This window comes from Streptomyces sp. NPDC058373 (assembly GCF_042723275.1).
Taxonomy (GTDB): Bacteria; Actinomycetota; Actinomycetes; order Streptomycetales; family Streptomycetaceae; genus Streptomyces.
Genome location: NZ_JBHXJE010000012.1, coordinates 10,718 through 29,676 on the forward strand (window position 1 = coordinate 10,718; position 18,959 = coordinate 29,676).

Below are 18,959 nucleotides of genomic sequence, written 5' to 3' on the forward strand. Positions count from 1 at the left end.
CGGGAGGACTTCCCGCGCCGGGCCCCGGCCGTACGCCTGCCCGCCGTCAGCGGCGCTTGACGCGCACCAGCTTCTTGTTGACGAACTCCTCCATGCCGTACTTGCCCAGCTCCCGGCCGATGCCGGAGCGCTTCACGCCGCCGAAGGGCAGCTCGGCCGCGCTGCCCTCGGCCTGGTTGATGTAGACCATGCCGGTGTCCAGCCGGCCGGCGATCTCCAGTGCCCGGTCCTCGTCCGCGCACTGGATGGCCGCGCCCAGGCCGTACGGCGTGTTGTTGGCCAGCTCCACCGCCTCGTCCTCCGAGGAGACCCGGTAGATGACGGCGGCCGGGCCGAACAGCTCCTCCTCGAAGGCCCGCATCCCCGGCGCCACCCCGGTCAGCACCGTCGGCTCGTACCAGGCGCCCTCCCGGTCGATGCGGCGGCCGCCGGTGAGCACCGTGGCGCCCTTGGCGACCGCGTCCTCGATCTGCCCGGCGAGGGTCTCCACGGCGCCCGCCGAGGAGAGCGGGCCCATGAAGGTCGACGGATCCGACGGGTCGCCCGGCACCACCGTGCCGACCGCCGCGGTGAACTTGTCGACGAAGGCGTCGTAGTGCTCGTCCAGGACGATGATGCGCTTGGCCGCGTTGCACGCCTGCCCGGCGTTGCCGAACCGGCCGGTCACCGCGTACTTCACCGTCTTGTCGAGGTCCTCCGGCTCCAGCACCAGGAACGGGTCCGAGCCGCCCAGCTCCAGCACGACCTTCTTCAGGTGCCGCCCCGCCTGCTCGGCGACGGCCGACCCGGCCCGCTCCGAACCGGTCAGCGAGACGCCCTGCACACGGGGGTCGGCGATGACGGTGGAGACCTGCTCGTTGGTGGCGAAGAGGTTGACGTAGGCGCCGTCGGGGGCGCCCGCGTCGGCGAAGATCCGCTCCATCGCCAGCGCCGACTCCGGACACTGCGGGGCGTGCTTCAGCAGGATGGTGTTGCCGAGCATCAGGTTGGGCGCCGCGAACCGGGCCACCTGGTAGTAGGGGAAGTTCCACGGCATGATCCCGAGCAGCGCGCCGACGCCCTCCTTGCGGACCACGGCCCGGCCGCCCCCGGCCACGTCCAGCTCCTCGTCCATGAGGAACTTGGGGCCGTTGTCGGCGTAGTAGCGGTAGATGGAGACGACGATGTCGATCTCGCCGCGCGCCTGCGCGACGGGCTTGCCCATCTCCCGGGTGATGATCGCCGCCAGCTCGTCCTTGCGCTCCGCGTACAGCTCCGCCACCCGGGTCAGCAGCGCCACCCGGTCGCCGTGCCGGCTCGCCCGCCAGCTGCCGAACGCCTGGTGGGCGCGGCCCACCGCCTCCTGGATCTCGGTGTCGGTGGCCTCGGGGAACTCCCGCTCGGTCTTGCCCGTCGCGGGGTTGACGATCTTGTAGAGGGTCATGCCATCTCCCTGTCTGAGCGGCCTGCGCGCACGCAGGCGGTGCTGCCCGGTCCCGTTCGTCAGGCGCGCGGCACGGCCCGCCGCCCCGGATGCCGGGAGCGGCGGCCCGGCCGCGCGGAAGTCTCCCCGCCACCGTCTCACCTCACGGTGACCAGGCGAAGACGGCCGTCACCCGCCATGGGCCTTCCGGCCGAACGCGTCGAGGATCGACTCCGCGGCCAGCGTCGCCGTCAGCTCACCGGCCCGGACCCGGGCCTCCAGGACCGGTGCCACCTCGCGTACCCGCGGATCGGCGTGCAAACGGTCCAGCAGGGCGTCGCGCACCATCGCCCACGTCCACTCGACCTGCTGGTCACGGCGCTTGGCCGCCAGCCGCCCGGTCGAATCCAGCAGCGCCCGGTGCTGCTCCAGCCGGTCCCAGACGGTGTCCAGCCCGCTGCCCTCGCGCGCCGAGCAGTGCAGCACCGGCGGCGTCCACGCGGCGTCCGCCGGATGCATCAGCCTCAGCGCCCCCGCCAGCTCCCGCGCCGCCGACCGGGCGTCCCGCTCGTGCGGTCCGTCGGCCTTGTTGACCGCGATCACGTCGGCCAGCTCCAGCACGCCCTTCTTGATGCCCTGGAGCTGGTCGCCGGTCCGGGCCAGGGTCAGCAGCAGGAAGGTGTCGACCATCTGGGCGACGGCCGTCTCCGACTGGCCCACCCCGACGGTCTCCACCAGCACCACGTCGTACCCGGCGGCCTCCATCACCACCATCGACTCGCGGGTGGCCTTCGCCACCCCACCGAGCGTTCCCGCCGACGGCGAGGGCCGCACGAACGCCGCCGGATCCACGGCCAGCCGCTCCATCCGGGTCTTGTCGCCCAGGATCGAGCCGCCGGTACGCCCCGACGACGGGTCGACGGCCAGCACCGCCACCCGGTGCCCGAGCCCCGTCAGCAGGGTGCCGAAGGCGTCGATGAAGGTGGACTTGCCGACGCCGGGCACACCGCTGACGCCGATCCGGCGGGCCCGCCCCGAGTGCGGCAGCAGCTCGGTCAGGAGCCGCTGGGCCGCCACCCGGTGGTCGGCGCGGGTGGACTCGACCAGAGTGATGGCCCGCGCGATCTGCGCGCGCCGCCCGTCGAGCACACCCTTCACATAGCTGTCGAGATCGATCGTCGCCGCCATCCGTCAGCGGCTCACAGCTCGTGACCGAGCGACGCGCCGAGCCGCTTGACCAGGTCGTACGCCGCGTCCGGGATGACCGTGCCGGGCGGGAAGACCGCCGTGGCGCCCGCCTCGTGCAGCGCCTCGACGTCCTGCGGCGGGATGACACCGCCGACCACGATCATGATGTCCTCCCGGCCCTCGGCGGCCAGCTGCTCGCGCAGCGCCGGGACGAGGGTGAGGTGGCCCGCGGCGAGCGAGGAGACGCCGACCACGTGCACGTCGGCCTCCACCGCCTGCCGGGCGACCTCCTCCGGGGTCTGGAAGAGCGGGCCGACGTCCACGTCGAAACCGAGGTCGGCGAAGGCCGTCGCGATGACCTTCTGGCCCCGGTCGTGGCCGTCCTGGCCCATCTTGGCGACCAGGATGCGGGGCCTGCGGCCCTCCTCCTCGTCGAACTTGGCCACCAGCGCGCGGGTCCGCTCCACGGAGGGCGACTCCCCTGCCTCGTTCCGGTACACCCCGGAGATCGTACGGATCTGCCCGGCGTGCCTGCCGTACACCTTCTCCAGCGCGTCGGAGATCTCCCCGACCGTCGCCTTGGCGCGGGCCGCGTCGACCGCCAGCGCCAGCAGGTTGCCCTCCAGGCCCTGCGCGCTCCCGCGCTCGGCCGAGGCGGTCAGCGCGCGCAGCGCGTCCTGGCACGCCTGCTCGTCGCGCTCCTCGCGCAGCCGCCGCAACTTGGCGATCTGCTGCGTGCGCACGGAGGAGTTGTCGACCTTCAGCACGTCGATCTGCTCGTCGCTGTCGACCCGGTACTTGTTGACACCGATCACCGGCTGGCGCCCCGAGTCGATCCGGGCCTGGGTACGGGCCGCCGCCTCCTCGACGCGCAGCTTCGGGATGCCCGCGTCGATGGCCTTGGCCATACCGCCGGCCGCCTCGACCTCCTCGATGTGCTGCCAGGCCCGCCGCGCCAGGTCGTAGGTGAGCTTCTCCACGTACGCGCTGCCGCCCCACGGGTCGATCGACCGGGTCGTCCCCGACTCCTGCTGGAGCAGCAGCTGGGTGTTGCGGGCGATCCGCGCCGAGAAGTCGGTGGGCAGGGCCAGCGCCTCGTCGAGCGCGTTGGTGTGCAGCGACTGGGTGTGGCCCTGGGTGGCGGCCATCGCCTCCACACAGGTGCGGGTCACGTTGTTGAAGACGTCCTGGGCCGTCAGCGACCAGCCCGAGGTCTGCGAATGGGTACGCAGCGAAAGGGACTTGGCGTTCTTCGGGTCGAACTGCTTCACCAGCTTGGCCCACAGCAGGCGGGCCGCGCGGAGCTTGGCGACCTCCATGAAGAAGTTCATGCCGATCGCCCAGAAGAACGACAGCCGCGGCGCGAACGCGTCCACGTCGAGGCCGGCCTGCTGACCGGCCCGCAGGTACTCCACGCCGTCCGCCAGCGTGTACGCCAGCTCCAGGTCGGCCGTGGCCCCGGCCTCCTGGATGTGGTAGCCGGAGATGGAGATCGAGTTGTAGCGCGGCATCTTCTGCGAGGTGTACGCGAAGATGTCCGAGATGATCCGCATCGAGGGCGACGGCGGATAGATGTAGGTGTTGCGGACCATGAACTCCTTGAGGATGTCGTTCTGGATGGTCCCCGCCAGCTTCTCGGGCGCCACCCCCTGCTCCTCGGCCGCCACGATGTACAGCGCCAGCACGGGCAGCACCGCGCCGTTCATCGTCATCGACACCGACATCCGGTCCAGCGGAATCCCGTCGAACAGCTGCCGCATGTCGTAGATCGAGTCGATCGCCACGCCTGCCATGCCGACGTCGCCGGTGACCCGCGGGTGGTCGGAGTCGTACCCGCGGTGGGTCGGCAGGTCGAAGGCGACGGAGAGGCCCTTCTGACCCGCCGCCAGGTTCCGCCGGTAGAAGGCGTTCGACTCCTCGGCCGTCGAGAACCCGGCGTACTGCCGGATCGTCCACGGCTGGTTCACGTACATCGTCGGGTACGGCCCGCGCAGGTACGGAGCGATCCCCGGGTACGTCCCCAGGAAGTCCAGCCCCTCCACGTCCCGGCCGGTGTACAGCGGCTTCACGCCGATGCCCTCCGGCGTCTCCCAGCGCAGGTCGGCGACGTCGCTGCCGGACGCCTCCTTCACCGCGCTGCGCCACTGCTCCTCCCCGGCCGCCCCCGCCGCCTCGGAGGCGAGGCCGATCGTGGAGAAGTCCGGGATCTTCGGCTGGGACATCACGCCACCCCCATGTGGTCGAGAAGAGAGGTGAGCAGAGCGACGGCGGCGCACCCGGCGAAGAGGTGGTGGTCCACCCCGGCGAACTCGCCCTTGCCCGCGAGGAGTACCTGCCCGGCCCCGGCCGGCCTCAGCGCGGCCGCCACCGGCTCGGCCTCCTCGGCGTAGAGCGCGTCGCTGGAACAGACGCAGGCCACGCTCGCGCCGCTCGCCGCGAAGGCCCCGGCCACGGTGTCCGGGGTGACCGTGACCGGGTCGTGCACCGGCTCGATGCCGCCCGCCTGGAAGAGGTTGGCCGCGAACGTCACCCGCGCGGTGTGCGCGGCGGCCGGGCCCAGCGCCGCCAGGAACACCTTCGGCCGCGACCCGGTCGCCGCCAGGTGCGCGTCGGAGCGGGCCCGCAGCGCCTCGAACGCCTCGTCGCGCCGTACCCGGGGCAGACCGCCGGCCGGCGGCACCGGTGCCGGAGCCCGTTCGGGCAGCTTCTCCGCCAGGTTCGGGAACTCGCTCACCCCGGTCACCGGCTCCTTGCGGCGCGCCAGCTTCGCGCTCCGCTCCGCCCAGGTCGCCGCCAGCCGCTCGCCGACCAGACCCGCGCGCAGCGCCTTCGCCTGGCCGCCGGCCCGCTCGATCTCCTGGAAGAACGCCCAGGCCGCCTCGGCCACCTGGTCGGTCATCGCCTCCACGTAGTACGAGCCGCCCGCCGGGTCGGTGACCCGGGCCAGGTGCGACTCCTCGATGAGGATGGTGGAGGTGTTCCGCGCGATCCGCCGGGCGAACGCGTCGGGCACGCCCAGCTCCTGGTCGAAGGGGAGCACCGTCACCGCGTCGGCCCCGCCGACCCCCGCGCCCAGCGCCGCCACCGTGGTGCGCAGCATGTTCACCCACGGGTCCCGACGGGTCATCATCACCGGCGAGGTCACCGCGTGCTGGCGCTGCGCGCCCGCCGCCGGCTCCCCGCACACCTCGGCGACCCGCGCCCAGATCCGGCGCGCCGCCCGCAGCTTGGCGATGGTGAGGAATTGGTCGGCGACGGCCGCGTACCGGAACTCGATCTGCCCGAACGCCTCGGCCGTGGTCAGCCCGGCGGCGGTCAGCTCGCGGACGTAGGCGAGGCCGGTGGCGAGGGAGGCGCCCAGCTCCTGCGCGGCCGAGCCGCCCGCCTCGTGGAAGGGGAGCGCGTCGACGGTCAGCGCCCGGATGCCCGGGTACGCCTCGGCGGCCCGGCGGGCCAGCTCCACGGCGGCGGCGGTGTCGCCCCCCGTGCCGGTGCGCGCCTCGTGGCCGAGCGGGTCGGCGCCGAAGGTGCCGCGCAGGGCGTCGGCGGCCACCTGGCGCTCCTCGGCGATCCGCAGCCAGGCCGCGGCGGCCTCGGCGGTCTCGGCGCCCGCGTCCAGGGCGACGGGCGCCAGGTCGAGGTAGACGCCCTCCAGCGCGCGGGCCAGGCCGGAGACGGGCAGCCCGCCCTGGCCGAGCGGGAGCCAGAGCGAGGTGACGCCGTTCTCCAGGTCGGCGAGGACCGCGTCGTGGACGGCGTCCGCGTCGCTCCCGGCGTGCCGCTGGCGTACGTCCCAGCCACCAGGGGTGTTGCCCTCGGCGCGGCCGCCCCGGACGAACGGGGCGAAGCCGGGCAGGCCCCGGTCGGGTACGGCGTCGGCCGTGTAGAGCGGGCGGGCGTGGAGCCCGTCGTCGAACGTCGTGGACAGCGCGTCCTCGGCCGCCGTCCCGCTGATGTCCTTGCCCGCTTTGCGCAGCACGCCCGACACCAGGCGCTGCCACTCGTCGTGGGTTGCATCAGGGAACTCGGCGGCCAGAGAGAGCCCGTCGTCAGGCAGGACCGTCATGCTCAGATGCTAGGACAGCGGCCCATACGCGCAGCAGTACCCGCGCCTGTGACCTTGCCCTCTCCGCAGAGCCGCTGATCCGGTACAGGCGGTGACGTATCCGCACCTGACGGGCCGGCGGGGCCCCCGCCCGGGAACGGCCGAACCCCGCCGCGCGCCTCAGTCGTCGTCCTGCCCGCTCTCCAGATCGCCCTCGGTCTCCAGGTACGCCTGACGGAGCGCGGCCAGCACCTCCGGGTCCGGCTCGGCCCACATGCCGCGCGACTCGGCCTCCAGCAGCCGTTCCGCGATGCCGTGCAGCGCCCAGGGGTTGGCCTCCTGGAGGAAGGCCCGGTTCTCGGGGTCGAGCACGTACGTCTCGGTGAGCTTGTCGTACATCCAGTCGGCGATCACGCCGGTCGTCGCGTCGTAGCCGAAGAGGTAGTCGACGGTGGCCGCCAGCTCGAAGGCGCCCTTGTAGCCGTGGCGGCGCATCGCCTCGATCCACTTCGGGTTGACCACCCGCGCCCGGAAGACCCGCGAGGTCTCCTCGACCAGCGTCCGGGTCCGCACCGTCTCCGGGCGTGTCGAGTCCCCGATGTACGCCTCGGGCGCCGTGCCCTTCAGCGCGCGGACCGCCGCGACCATCCCGCCGTGGTACTGGAAGTAGTCGTCGGAGTCGGCGATGTCGTGCTCACGCGTGTCGGTGTTCTTCGCCGCCACCGCGATCCGCCGGTAGGCGCTCTCCATCTCGGCCCGCGCCTCCCGGCCCTCCAGCTCCCGGCCGTACGCGTAGCCGCCCCACACCGTGTAGACCTCGGCGAGGTCGGCGTCGGTGCGCCAGTCGCGGGAGTCGATGAGCTGGAGCAGGCCCGCGCCGTAGGTGCCCGGGCGGGAGCCGAAGATGCGGGTGGTGGCGCGGCGTTCGTCGCCGTGCTCGGCGAGATCGGCGCGGGCGTGCGCCGCCACGTGGTTGTCCTTGTCCGGCTCGTCGAGCCCGGCCACCAGCCGCACCGCGTCGTCCAGCAGGCCGATGGTGTGCGGGAAGGCGTCCCGGAAGAACCCGGAGATCCTGAGCGTCACGTCGACGCGGGGGCGGCCCAGCTCCTCCAGCGGCACCGCCTCCAGACCGGTGACGCGCCGCGAGGCGTCGTCCCAGACCGGGCGGACGCCGAGCAGCGCCAGCGCCTCCGCCACGTCGTCGCCCGAGGTACGCATCGCGCTGGTGCCCCACAGGGAGAGGCCCACCGAGACGGGCCAGTCGCCGTGGTCGGCGCGGTACCGCTCCAGGAGCGAGTCGGCGAGCGCCTGCCCGGTCTCCCAGGCGAGGCGGCTCGGGACCGCCTTCGGGTCGACGGAGTAGAAGTTACGGCCGGTCGGCAGGACGTTGACCAGGCCGCGCAGCGGCGAGCCCGAGGGGCCCGCCGGGACGAAGCCGCCGTTCAGCGCGTGCACCGCGTGGTCCAGCTCGTCCGTGGTGGCCGCCAGCCGCGGCACCACCTCGCGGGCGGCGAAGGCCAGGATGTCGGCCACCGCCTGCCCGTGGCCCTCGGCGACCCGCGCCGCGGCCTCGGGGTCCCAGCCCGCGTCGTCCATCGCCTGGACCAGCGCCCGGGCCCGCTCCTCGGCCTCGTCGGCGCCGGTGCGGTTGGCGGCCGACTCGTCCAGGCCCAGCGCCTCGCGCAGACCGGGCAGCGCCGTGGTGCCGCCCCAGATCTGGCGGGCCCGCAGGATGGCGAGGACCAGGTTGACCCGCGCCTCGGCGGCCGGGGCGGCGCCCAGCACGTGCAGGCCGTCGCGGATCTGCGCGTCCTTCACCTCGCAGAGCCAGCCGTCGACATGGAGCAGGAAGTCGTCGAAGCCGTCGTCGTCGGGGCGGTCCTCGAGCCCCAGGTCGTGGTCGAGCTTGGCGGCCTGGATCAGCGTCCAGATCTGCGCCCGGATCGCCGGGAGCTTCGCCGGGTCCATCGAGGAGATCGCCGCGTACTCGTCCAGCAGCTGCTCCAGCCGCGCGATGTCGCCGTAGCTCTCCGCGCGGGCCATCGGCGGCACCAGGTGGTCGACGAGCGTGGCGTGCACCCGGCGCTTGGCCTGGGTGCCCTCGCCCGGGTCGTTGACCAGGAACGGGTAGACGAGCGGCAGGTCGCCGAGGGCCGCGTCGGGCCCGCAGGCCGCCGACAGGCCGGCGTTCTTGCCGGGCAGCCACTCCAGGTTGCCGTGCTTGCCCAGGTGCACCATGGCGTCGGCGCCGAAGCCGCCGTCCTCGGCGTGCGCCTGTATCCAGCGGTAGGCCGCGAGGTAGTGGTGCGAGGGCGGCAGGTCCGGGTCGTGGTAGATCGCGATCGGGTTCTCGCCGAAGCCGCGCGGCGGCTGGATGAGGATCAGCAGCCGCCCGTACCGCAGCGCCGCCAGGACGATGTCGCCCTCCGGGTCGCGGCTGCGGTCCACGAACATCTCGCCGGGCGGCGGTCCCCAGTGCTCCTCGACCTGCTCGCGCAGCTCGGCGGGGAGCGTGCCGTACCAGCGGCGGTAGTCGGCCGCCGGGATGCGCACCGGGTTGCGGGCCAGCTGCTCCTCGGTCAGCCAGTCCTGGTCGTGGCCACCCGCCTCGATCAGCGCGTAGATCAGCTCGTCGCCGTCGCCCGACTCCAGGCCCGGGATGGCCTCGTCGCCGAAGTCGTACCCCTCGGCGATCAGCCGCCGCAGCAGCGCCACGGCGCTGGCCGGGGTGTCGAGCCCCACCGCGTTGCCGATCCGCGAGTGCTTCGTCGGGTACGCGGAGAGGACCAGCGCGAGGCGCTTCTCGGCGTTGGGCAGGTGGCGCAGGCGGGCATGGCGCACCGCGGTCCCGGCCACCCGGGCGGCCCGCTCGGTGTCGGCGACGTAGACCGGCAGTCCGTCGGCGTCCAGCTCCTTGAAGGAGAACGGCACGGTGATCAGGCGGCCGTCGAACTCGGGGACGGCGATCTGGCTCGCCGCGTCCAGCGGGGAGAGCCCCTCGTCGTTCTCCTCCCAGTCGGCGCGCGAGCTGGTCAGGCAGAGCGCCTGGAGGATCGGCACGTCGAGGGCGGCGAGCGCGCCCGCGTCCCACGACTCGTCGTCACCCCCGGCCGAGGCCCCGGCGGGCTTGGTGCCGCCCGCCGCCAGCACCGTCGTCACCAGCGCGTCCGCGCGGCCCAGTTCGGCCAGCAGCTCCGGCTCGGGGGCGCGCAGCGAGGCGACGTACAGCGGCAGGGCACGGCCGCCCGCCTCCTCGATCGCGCCGCAGAGCGTGTCGACGAAGGCGGTGTTGCCGCTCATGTGGTGGGCGCGGTAATAGAGCACCGCGATCAGCGGGCCGGAGGCGTCCGGGCGCGGGGTGCGCTCCAGCGGGCCAAAGGACGGGGCGGGCGCGGGCGCGTCGAAGCCGTGGCCGGTGAGCAGCACGGTGTCGGAGAGGAAGCGGGCCAGCTGCTCCAGGTTGGCGGGGCCGCCGTGCGCCAGGTAGGCGTGGGCCTCGGCCGCGACGCCGATCGGGACCGTCGAGGCCTCCATGAGCTGGGCGTCCGGGGCCTGCTCCCCGGTGAGGACGACCACCGGGCGCTCCTGCGCCAGCAGTGCGTCGATCCCCTCCTGCCAGGCCCGCACCCCGCCCAGCAGCCGCACCACGACCAGATCGGCGCCGTCCAGCAGCTCCGGCAGGTCGTCCAGCGGCAGCCGCGAGGGGTTGGCGAAGCGGTACGGGACCGGGCCGCCGGCGCTGCGGGCGCTCAGCAGGTCGGTGTCGGACGTCGACAGGAGCAGGATCATGCGGCGTCAAGCCTTCCTCCGAGGTCCGCGCCTCGGGGTGGGACACAACGGCGGGAGTTCCTGACTCACCCGGCCCGGAGGGCCTGGCTCACAGTGGCGGGACCGCGCCGGAATCTCACCGGGCTTCCTCCCCTGCCGAGTGCGGCGAGGGCCCGCCCCGGAACCGGCCCGGGAGGAGTCCTCGGCGCACTGGGCGCGCCGTTCTGGCGATGGCGGGCCGGACGGCCCGCCGCGAGCATAGTAAGGGCCGCCTGGCCCCGAGGGACACTGTGCCCCCGACCAGGCCCAACGCTCCTCCCCGGGCCCGTAACCGCCCGCTCCCAGATGGCCTCAGTCGCCGGCCGGGCTCAAATGTGGCCTCAAGCGCTGAAGAATAGCCCGGCCGGCGTTTGAGGCCGTCGTGAACCGGAGCGCGGAAACGGACCGCAGCCGGAAAACTCAGCCCGGCCGGCGTTTGAGGCCAGTCCTGAACCGGCGCGGGAAGCCGGACCCCAGCCAAATCAAGCCCGGCCGGCGCTTGAGGCCACCCCACCCTCGCCCCAGTGGCCGCGACACCCCTCGTATCATCGCGGCCATGCCCACCCCCGCCCCGGGCGACGCCTGCCCAGGCGCGCTCCGCCTGCACGAGGCCGCCGACGGCCACCTGGCCCGCATCCGGATACCCGGCGGCCTGATCCCGGCGGAGGCCGCCACCGCCCTGGCGCGGGCCGCCGAGGAGCTGGGCGACGGAAACCTGGACCTGACCTCGCGCGGCAACGTGCAACTCCGGGGCCTGCCCGCCGACGCGGGGACGGAGCTGGCCGCCCGGCTCACCGAGGCGGGCCTGCTCCCGGCCCCGTCCCACGAGCGGATGCGCAACATCGTCGCCTCGCCCCTGTCCGGTCTGGACGACACCGGTCACGTCGACGTGACCGCCCTGGTCACCCGCCTCGACGCGGTGCTCTGCGCCGACCCGGCCACCGCGGCCCTCTCGGGCCGCTTCCTCTTCGGCTTCGACGACGGCCGCGGCGACACCGCCGCCCTCGACGCCGATGTGACAATGCTCGCAACGCCCGACGGCGACCTCGCCCTGACCTTGCCGGGCGTTGCGGGCAGCCTCCGCGTCCCGCCCGGCCAGGCACCGGCCGCCGCGCACGCCGCCGCCCTGCTCTTCCTCGACGCGGCCCGCGCGAGCACCGCCCGCGCCTGGCGCGTCGTCGAACTCCCGCCCGCGCAGGCCCTGTCCACCGCCACCCTCACCGAGCTGGCGGCCCGCGTCCCCGGCGCCCGTACCGCCCCGGCCCCCGAGACACCGGCCCCGTCAGGCGGCCCCCGCCCCGGCCCGACCCCGCCCCGCGAGGGCCGGTCCGCGCTGCACGCGCTGGCCCCGCTGGGCCGTCTCACCACGGCGCAATGGCGGGAGTTGGCCGACCTCGCCGCCGCCCACGGTTCCGGCACCCTGCGGGCCACGCCGTGGTGCGGGATCGTCGTCCCGGGCCTGACCCCGGCCCGCGCGGCGCAGGCCGCAGCCGACCTCGCCCGGGCGGGCCTGGTCACCGGCGCAGCCTCGCCCTGGGAAGGCGTCGGCGCCTGCACCGGCAGGCCCGGCTGTGTCAAGTCCCTCGCCGACGTACGGGCCGACGCCCGCGCCGCCCTGGATGCGGCACCGGGCGGCCTTCCTGTCTACTGGTCCGGTTGCGAGCGCCGCTGCGGCCATCCCCGGGGGACGGCCTGGGTGGACGCCGTGGCGACCGGCGCCGGCTACGACGTGGCCGTCCGTCCGGCCGACCCGGCGGCGGACCCCCGGCCCGCCGGACGGAACGTACCGGCGGCCAGGCTCCCCGTGGCGCTCGCGGCCGCCCGCCGGTTTTCCCCGACCACCCGGCCCACGCGGCACGACGCCGTCAGGAAAGAGCGAGAGCAGAGTGTTTGAGTACGAGAAGGACGGCGCGGCCATCTACCGCGAGTCCTTTGCCACGATCCGCGCCGAGGCCGACCTCACCGGGCTGCCCCCGGACGTCGCCCAGGTCGCCGTCCGCATGATCCACGCCTGCGGCATGACCGACCTGCCCCGCGACCTCGGCCACACCCCGCAGGTCGTGGCCCGCGCCCGTGAGGCGCTGCGCGCCGGGGCGCCGATCCTCTGCGACGCCAACATGGTCGCCAGCGGCGTCACCCGCAAGCGGCTCCCCGCGGACAACGAGGTGATCTGCGCCCTCGCCGACCCGTCCGTGCCCGAGCTGGCCGCGCGGCTCGGCACCACTCGCAGCGCCGCCGCCCTCGAACTCTGGCGCGACCGTCTGGACGGCGCCGTCGTCGCCGTCGGCAACGCGCCCACCGCCCTCTTCCGCCTCCTGGAGATGATCGAGGAGGGCGCGCCCCGCCCGGCCGCCGTCATCGGCGTTCCGGTCGGCTTCGTCGGCGCCGCCGAGTCCAAGGACGCGCTGGCCGCCCACCCCTCGGGCCTGGACCACCTGATCGTGCGCGGCCGGCGCGGCGGCAGCGCCATGGCCGCCGCCGCCCTCAACGCGATCGCGAGCGAAACCGAATGAGCACCCCCGCCCCCGGCCGTCTCTACGGCGTCGGACTCGGCCCCGGCGACCCGTCCCTGATGACCCTGCGCGCCGTCCAGGTCGTCACCGAGGCCGACGTCGTCGCGTACCACAGCGCCCGCCACGGCCGCTCCATCGCCCGCTCGATCGCCGCCGCGCACCTGCGCGCCGACCACATCGAGGAGGCCCTGGTCTACCCGGTCACCACCGGCACCACCGACCACCCCGGCGGCTACCAGGGCGCCATGGACGACTTCTACGCCGCCTGCGCCGAGCGGCTCGCCGCCCACCTCGACGCCGGGCGGACCGTCGCCGTCATCTCCGAGGGCGACCCGCTCTTCTACGGCTCGTACATGCACATGCACAAGCGGCTGGCCCACCGCTACCCGACCGAGGTCGTCCCCGGCGTCACCTCGGTCAGCGCCGCCTCGGCCCGGCTCGGCGCGCCGCTGGTCGAGGGCGAGGAGGTGCTCACCATCCTCCCCGGCACCCTGCCCGAGGAGGAGCTGACCGCACGGCTCGCCGCCACCGACGCGGCCGTCGTCATGAAGCTCGGCCGCACCTTCCCCGCCGTACGAGGCGCCCTGGAGGCCAGCGGCCGGCTGGCCGAGGCCCGTTACGTGGAGCGCGCCACGATGGCGGGCGAACGCACCGGGCATCTCGCCGACACCGACCCGGACTCCGTGCCGTACTTCGCCGTCGCGGTGGTCCCCAGCCGCGTCGCCGCCCTCCCCGTCGACGGCCCCGCCGCCGCCCTCCCCGCCGAGGAGGACGCCGAGGCGACCCCCACCGGCGAGGTCGTCGTGGTCGGCACCGGCCCGGCGGGGCCGCTCTGGCTCACCCCCGAGACCCGGGGCGCGCTCGCCGCCGCCCAGGACCTCGTCGGCTACACCACCTACCTCGACCGGGTGCCGCACCGGCCCGGCCAGACCCGGCACGGCTCCGACAACAAGGTGGAGGCCGAACGCGCGGAGTTCGCCCTCGACCTGGCCCGCCGCGGCCGCCGCGTCGCCGTCGTCTCCGGCGGCGACCCCGGGGTCTTCGCCATGGCCACCGCCGTCCTGGAGGCCGCCGCCGAGGGCCCGTACCGGGACGTGCCGGTCCGCGTGCTGCCCGGGGTCACCGCCGCCAACGCCGCCGCCGCCCGCGCCGGGGCGCCACTCGGCCACGACTACGCGGTGATCTCCCTCTCCGACCGGCTCAAGCCCTGGGAGGTCATCGCCGAACGGCTCACCGCCGCCGCCCGCGCCGACCTCGCCCTGGCTCTGTACAACCCGGGCTCGCGCAGCCGCACCTGGCAGGTCGGCAAGGCCCGCGACCTGCTCCTGGCCCACCGGAGCCCCGACACCCCCGTGGTCCTCGCCCGCGACGTCGGCGGCCCGGGCGAACGCGTCCGCACCGTCCGCCTCGCCGACCTCGACCCGGAAGAGGTCGACATGCGCACCCTGCTGATCGTCGGCTCCTCGCAGACCCGCACGGTCCGCCGCACCCCCGACGCCCCCGAGACGGTGTGGACCCCGCGCCGCTACCCGGAGCCGACGACCGGGGGATGACGGCCGCGCGCCCGGGCGAGCCCCGGCCGCCCCGGCTCCGCCGCCGGCGAACACCCCCGCGTCCACGGGGGCGTCCGCCGAGGGTGGAGCCATGCCGCACCGCGTAGCCGTACTCTCCGACATCCACGGCGTCCCGCCCGCCCTGGAGGCCGTCCTCGCCGAACCGGTCGTCCGCGCCGCCGACCGGACCGTCCTCATCGGCGACACCGCCGCCGGCCCCCAGCCCGTCGACGTCCTCGACCTGCTCACCGGGCTGGGAGAGCGTGCCCTCGGATCGGCGGCAACGCCGACCGCGAACTCCTCGCCCACCGCCGCCCGGCAGGCCGCCGAGGCGACGCACCCCCCCATCACCGCGTGGACCGCCGCCCAGCTCCGCGAGGACCCCCTCGACCTGCTGGCGGCGCTCCCGCCCTGCTCACCCTGGCCCTGCCCGGCCTCGGCCAGGTGCTCTTCTGCCACGCCACACCCCGGGACGACGCGGAGACCGTCCTCGTCGACTCCCGGCTCGACCGGTCGCGCGAGGTGTTCGACGGGCTCGACCCGGAGGTGGCGGCCGTGGTCTGCGGCAGCACCCCCATGCCGTTCGTCCGGCTCGCCCACGTGGTGATCAACCCGGGCAGCGTCGGCATGCCCTACGGACGGCCCGGCGCCCACTGGGCTCTGCCGGGCCCCGGTGCCGACCTGCGCACCGCCACGTACGACGTCGGGGCCGCCGTCGCCCGCGTCACCGCGGACTCCGCCTGCCCGGACGCCGCGGCCTGGGCCGGCACCTACCTGCGGGCTCCCGCGACGGACGCCCGCGCCCTGGAGCTCTTCGGGCCGATGGACGGCCGCACCACGGCGCCCTGATCCCCGGCGGCCGGAAGGCTCACCCGCCGCGCAGCCACGCCACCGCCTCCTCGCAAGTGGCCGCCACCGGCACCCCCTCCGGCACCGGCGGCCGCCGGACCACCACCACCGGAATGCCAGCCTCCCTGGCGGCGGCCAGTTTCGGCGCGGTCGCCTCGCCGCCACTGTCCTTGGTGACCAGGACCTCCACCCCGTACGCGCGCAGCACCTCGCGTTCGCCCTCCAGGGTGAAAGGGCCCCGGTCCAGGAGGACTTCGCACTCCTCGGGCCCGGCCCCCACCGGCGGGTCCACCGACCGCAGCAGGAACCACAGCCCGGGCCCGGCGTCCGCGAACGCGGCCAGCCCCGAGCGGCCCGTGGTCAGGAAGATCCGCCGTCCCAGCGAGGGCAGCAGCGCGGCGGCCTCCGCCAGCGACGCCACCGGGTACCAGGTGTCGCCCGGCCCCTGGGACCACGACGGGCGGCGCAGCGCCAGCAGCGGTACGCCGGCCCCGGCCGCCGCCTGCGCGGCGTTGAAGCTCATCACCTCGGCGAACGGATGGGTGGCGTCCACCACCGCGTCCACCCGCTCCTCGCGCAGCCACGCGGTCAGCCCGGCGACCCCGCCGAACCCGCCGATCCGCACCTCGCCCGCGGGCAGCACCGGCCGCGCCACCCGCCCGGCCAGCGAACTGACGACCCGTACGGGACCGGCCGCGCCCGCCGCGAGCAGCGCGGCGAGCCGCCGGGACTCCGTGGTTCCGCCGAGGACGAGGACGCGGGGAGCGGCAGCGTCAGCAGACGTGGTCACGGTCGCGGTCCGGCGAGTAGAGGTGGCTGTCGCGGAACTGCTGGGCGCCCAGGGCGCGGCCCACCAGGATCACCGCGGTCCGCTTGATCCCGGCCGCCCGCACCTGGTCCGCGATGTCGGCGAGAGTCCCGCGCAGCACGGTCTCGTCGGGCCTGCTGGCGAACGCCACCACCGCCGCCGGGCAGTCGGCCCCGTAGTGCGGCTCCAGCTCGGCGACGACCCGCTCCGCGTACCCGGTGGCCAGGTGCAGCACCAGCAGGGCCCCGCTGCGGCCCAGCGTCGCCAGGTCCTCGCCCTCCGGCATCGGCGTGGCCCGCTGCGCGACCCGGGTCAGGATCACGGTCTGCCCGACGGTGGGCACCGTCAGCTCCCGCTTCAGCGCGGCCGCCGCCGCCGCGAACGCCGGTACGCCCGGCACCACTTCGTACGGCACGCCCGCCGCGTCCAGCCGCCGCATCTGCTCCGCCACCGCGCTGAAGACCGACGGGTCGCCCGAGTGCAGCCGCGCCACGTCGTGGCCCTCCTCGTGGGCGCGGATCATCTCGGCGGTGATCCGGTCCAGGTCGAGGTGGGCGGTGTCGATCAGCCGGGCGTCCGGCGGGCAGTCGGCAAGCAGTTCGGTGGGGACGAGGCTGCCCGCGTAGAGGCAGACCCGGCAGGCGGCGAGGGTGCGCGCGCCCCGCACGGTGATGAGGTCGGCGGCACCGGGGCCCGCCCCGATGAAGTACACGGTCATGGGGGTCTCCGGGAGGTCGTACGGTCAGCGGGAGCGGACGGGCTGTCAGAAGGCTCGCGAACGGGGTGGTTCAGGAGGGGCGGGGCTTGGCCACGGACCACTGCGTGACCGGCATCGCCTGCCGCCAGCCGGTGAACGAGCCCACCGGAACGGCCTGCGCCACCGCCAGCCGGGTCAGCTCCCCGCCGTGGCGGCGGTACCACTCGGTGAGCAGCGCCTCCGACTCCAGCGTCACCGTGTTGGCGACCAGCCGCCCGCCCTCCGGCAGCGCCGCCCAGCACGTCTCCAGCAGCCCGGGCCCGGTCAGCCCGCCGCCGATGAACACCGCGTCGGGTCCCGGCAGTCCGCCGAGCGCCCCCGGCGCGGCTCCCGTGACGACCTTGAGCCGGGGCACGCCCAGCGCCCGCGCGTTACGGGTGATCCGCTCGGCCCGCACCGGATCGCGCTCCACGCTCACCGCGCGGCAGGCCCGGTGGGCGCGCAGCCACTCCACGGCGATCGACCCGGAGCCGCCGCCCACGTCCCAGAGCAGCTCGCCGGGGGCGGGCGCCAGCGCGGCCAGCGTCGCGGCCCGCACGTACTTCTTGGTGAGCTGCCCGTCGTGCTCGTAGGCGCTGTCCGGCAGCCCCGGCACGACCGGCAGCCGGGGAGCGCCGGGCGCCCGTACGCACTCCACCGCGACCACGTTGAGCGGGTCGCCCGCCGGGGCGGACCAGGTGTCGGCCACCCCGTCGAGGCGGTGCTCCGCGGGCCCGCCGAGCTGTTCGAGGACCGTCATCCGGCTCGGCCCGTAGCCCCGCTCCCGCAGCAGCTCCGCGACACGGGCGGGGGTCGCGGCGTCGGGGGCGAGCACCAGCACCCGGCGTCCGTCGTGCAGGGCGCCGGAGAGCGCCGCCGGGTCCCGGCCCACCGCCGACACCACGTCCACGTCCTGCATCGCCCAGCCCATCCGGGCGCAGGCGTACGACACCGAGGACGGGTGGGGGAGGACGTGCAGGGCGGCGGGCCCGGCCTCCTCGGCGAGGGCCCGCCCGACCCCGTAGAACATCGGGTCGCCGCTGGCCAGTACGGCCAGGCGGCGTCCGGTGTGCTCGGCGAGGAGCTTCGGCACGGCGGGCCGCAGCGGCGAGGGCCACGCGACGCGCTCGCCCGCGCACTCGGGCGGCAGCAGGCCGAGCTGGCGCGGCCCGCCCACGACCACCTCGGCGGCGGCCAGCGCCTCCCGCGCCGCCGGGCCGAGCCCTGCCCAGCCTTCGGCCCCGATCCCGACGACGGTCACGGCGGGCTGCTCGGATATCGGGGTCACGTGCGGATACCTCGGTGCTGGGGCGGGACGCCCGGGCGGTGGGCCCGGGCGTGGGGAAGTCGCCTCGCACTCTAACGCGCGGCGCACCCGCCCCCACCTGCGGCGAGGCGGTGGGGTTGCTCACGTGGCCGCGGCGCCGGCGCCCGGCCCCTCAGCGGTGGGCGGGGCAGCCCTTCCGGAGGCGCGAGTGGCCGTACCGGTGCGTGTGGAGGTGGCTGTGCCCGCCCTTGGGGAGCGCCTTCGGCAGCTTCTCGCGGAGCTTGTGGTGCTTCTCGCGCGGGCTGAGGGTCAGCGCCAGTGCGATGGCCAGCAGCCAGCTGTCCTTGCTGACGCCGATGCCGTCGGGGGTGGGCCAGACGCTGCCCTCCTTGCGCAGCCCCGGCGTCTGCGCGTACACCGCCATCAGGCTCCCCGCGAACCCCGTCAGCGCCCCGCCCGCCAGGCGGCTCGGGACCATGGGGGTCAGCAGGGCCGCGCCGATCGCGATCTCCCCGGCGGCGAGGAGCTTGAGGAAGCGGGGCGCGTCGATGTTCTCCAGGAACGGGAAGGTCTGCCGCGCCATCCCGTGGACGCCCTGCGCCTGTTCGTCGGGCCCGTCCCACTTGTCCATCCCCGAATGCAGGATGAAGGCGCCCGTGATCAACCTGAGCGGCACCTGCCACGCCTTGACCTTGCCGCACCCGCTCATACCGAACTCCTCCCGCAGACCATGGAAGCGCGGACCGCGGCGACACAGGCCACGGCTACGCGGACATGTCCGCCATTCTCCG

12 protein-coding genes, 1 pseudogene and 1 riboswitch are annotated in these 18,959 nt (G+C 75.0%); of the genes and pseudogenes, 4 read left to right on the top strand and 9 right to left on the bottom strand.

Translation table 11 applies throughout. The features are described 5' to 3' along the window. Positions 1-46 precede the first annotated feature (46 nt). From ACFWMZ_RS10325 to cobN, 5 genes are all read right to left on the bottom strand, one after another. Complete coding sequence (locus tag ACFWMZ_RS10325; protein ID WP_383182385.1) at positions 47-1,423, bottom strand: NAD-dependent succinate-semialdehyde dehydrogenase; 1,377 nt, start codon at positions 1,421-1,423, stop codon at positions 47-49. Between the two features lie 168 nt (positions 1,424-1,591). Next, complete coding sequence (gene meaB / locus ACFWMZ_RS10330; protein ID WP_383182387.1) at positions 1,592-2,590, bottom strand: methylmalonyl Co-A mutase-associated GTPase MeaB; 999 nt, start codon at positions 2,588-2,590, stop codon at positions 1,592-1,594. 11 nt (positions 2,591-2,601) lie between these two features. Further along, complete coding sequence (gene scpA / locus ACFWMZ_RS10335) at positions 2,602-4,812, bottom strand: methylmalonyl-CoA mutase (protein ID WP_383182389.1); 2,211 nt, start codon at positions 4,810-4,812, stop codon at positions 2,602-2,604. Then, positions 4,812-6,656, bottom strand: coding sequence for a methylmalonyl-CoA mutase family protein (locus ACFWMZ_RS10340; protein ID WP_383200734.1), 1,845 nt, complete (start codon positions 6,654-6,656; stop codon positions 4,812-4,814). The genes scpA and ACFWMZ_RS10340 overlap by 1 nt, the downstream gene beginning before the upstream one ends. A 159-nt stretch (positions 6,657-6,815) precedes the next feature. Beyond that, positions 6,816-10,424, bottom strand: coding sequence for a cobaltochelatase subunit CobN (cobN, locus tag ACFWMZ_RS10345; protein ID WP_383200737.1), 3,609 nt, complete (start codon positions 10,422-10,424; stop codon positions 6,816-6,818). A 54-nt stretch (positions 10,425-10,478) separates the two neighbouring features. Further along, a riboswitch (cobalamin riboswitch) is annotated at positions 10,479-10,554 on the bottom strand. A 444-nt stretch (positions 10,555-10,998) separates the two neighbouring features. On the opposite strand from cobN, the gene cobG reads away from it, so the two are divergent. From cobG to ACFWMZ_RS10365, 4 genes and pseudogenes are all read left to right on the top strand, one after another. Beyond that, positions 10,999-12,336, top strand: a complete 1,338-nt coding sequence (cobG, locus tag ACFWMZ_RS10350) for a precorrin-3B synthase (RefSeq protein ID WP_383200740.1) — start codon at positions 10,999-11,001, stop codon at positions 12,334-12,336. Next, positions 12,329-12,955, top strand: coding sequence for a precorrin-8X methylmutase (locus ACFWMZ_RS10355; RefSeq protein ID WP_383182397.1), 627 nt, complete (start codon positions 12,329-12,331; stop codon positions 12,953-12,955). The genes cobG and ACFWMZ_RS10355 overlap by 8 nt, the downstream gene beginning before the upstream one ends. Then, positions 12,952-14,508, top strand: a complete 1,557-nt coding sequence (locus tag ACFWMZ_RS10360) for a precorrin-2 C(20)-methyltransferase (RefSeq protein ID WP_383182399.1) — start codon at positions 12,952-12,954, stop codon at positions 14,506-14,508. The genes ACFWMZ_RS10355 and ACFWMZ_RS10360 overlap by 4 nt, the downstream gene beginning before the upstream one ends. A 91-nt stretch (positions 14,509-14,599) precedes the next feature. Continuing rightward, positions 14,600-15,357, top strand: a pseudogene (locus ACFWMZ_RS10365) (metallophosphoesterase family protein). Positions 15,358-15,376: 19 nt separating this feature from the next. Here ACFWMZ_RS10365 and ACFWMZ_RS10370 read toward each other — a convergent pair. The 4 genes from ACFWMZ_RS10370 to ACFWMZ_RS10385 all read right to left on the bottom strand — a co-directional run bounded on the left by ACFWMZ_RS10370 (position 15,377) and on the right by ACFWMZ_RS10385 (position 18,877). Beyond that, complete coding sequence (locus ACFWMZ_RS10370; RefSeq protein ID WP_383200743.1) at positions 15,377-16,147, bottom strand: cobalt-precorrin-6A reductase; 771 nt, start codon at positions 16,145-16,147, stop codon at positions 15,377-15,379. Further along, positions 16,131-16,883: a precorrin-4 C(11)-methyltransferase gene (gene cobM, locus ACFWMZ_RS10375; protein WP_383200746.1), complete on the bottom strand. Its 753-nt coding sequence runs from the start codon at positions 16,881-16,883 to the stop codon at positions 16,131-16,133. The genes ACFWMZ_RS10370 and cobM overlap by 17 nt, the downstream gene beginning before the upstream one ends. A 70-nt stretch (positions 16,884-16,953) precedes the next feature. Beyond that, positions 16,954-18,189: a precorrin-6y C5,15-methyltransferase (decarboxylating) subunit CbiE gene (cbiE, locus tag ACFWMZ_RS10380; protein WP_383200749.1), complete on the bottom strand. Its 1,236-nt coding sequence runs from the start codon at positions 18,187-18,189 to the stop codon at positions 16,954-16,956. Positions 18,190-18,340: 151 nt separating this feature from the next. Further along, the gene (locus tag ACFWMZ_RS10385; RefSeq protein ID WP_383182407.1) at positions 18,341-18,877 is read right to left on the bottom strand and encodes a hypothetical protein; all 537 of its coding nucleotides are present in this window, start codon (positions 18,875-18,877) and stop codon (positions 18,341-18,343) included. Positions 18,878-18,959 lie beyond the last annotated feature (82 nt).

What these genes read in the sequence shown, in the direction of transcription:
- ACFWMZ_RS10385 (WP_383182407.1), bottom strand. Translation starts at nt 18,877, where the DNA reads ATGAGCGGGTGCGGCAAGGTCAAGGCGTGGCAGGTGCCGCTCAGGTTG.
- ACFWMZ_RS10360 (WP_383182399.1), top strand. Translation starts at nt 12,952, where the DNA reads ATGAGCACCCCCGCCCCCGGCCGTCTCTACGGCGTCGGACTCGGCCCC.
- scpA (WP_383182389.1), bottom strand. Translation starts at nt 4,812, where the DNA reads ATGTCCCAGCCGAAGATCCCGGACTTCTCCACGATCGGCCTCGCCTCC.
- cobG (WP_383200740.1), top strand. Translation starts at nt 10,999, where the DNA reads ATGCCCACCCCCGCCCCGGGCGACGCCTGCCCAGGCGCGCTCCGCCTG.
- cobN (WP_383200737.1), bottom strand. Translation starts at nt 10,424, where the DNA reads ATGATCCTGCTCCTGTCGACGTCCGACACCGACCTGCTGAGCGCCCGC.
- ACFWMZ_RS10340 (WP_383200734.1), bottom strand. Translation starts at nt 6,656, where the DNA reads ATGACGGTCCTGCCTGACGACGGGCTCTCTCTGGCCGCCGAGTTCCCT.
- ACFWMZ_RS10325 (WP_383182385.1), bottom strand. Translation starts at nt 1,423, where the DNA reads ATGACCCTCTACAAGATCGTCAACCCCGCGACGGGCAAGACCGAGCGG.
- cobM (WP_383200746.1), bottom strand. Translation starts at nt 16,883, where the DNA reads ATGACCGTGTACTTCATCGGGGCGGGCCCCGGTGCCGCCGACCTCATC.
- meaB (WP_383182387.1), bottom strand. Translation starts at nt 2,590, where the DNA reads ATGGCGGCGACGATCGATCTCGACAGCTATGTGAAGGGTGTGCTCGAC.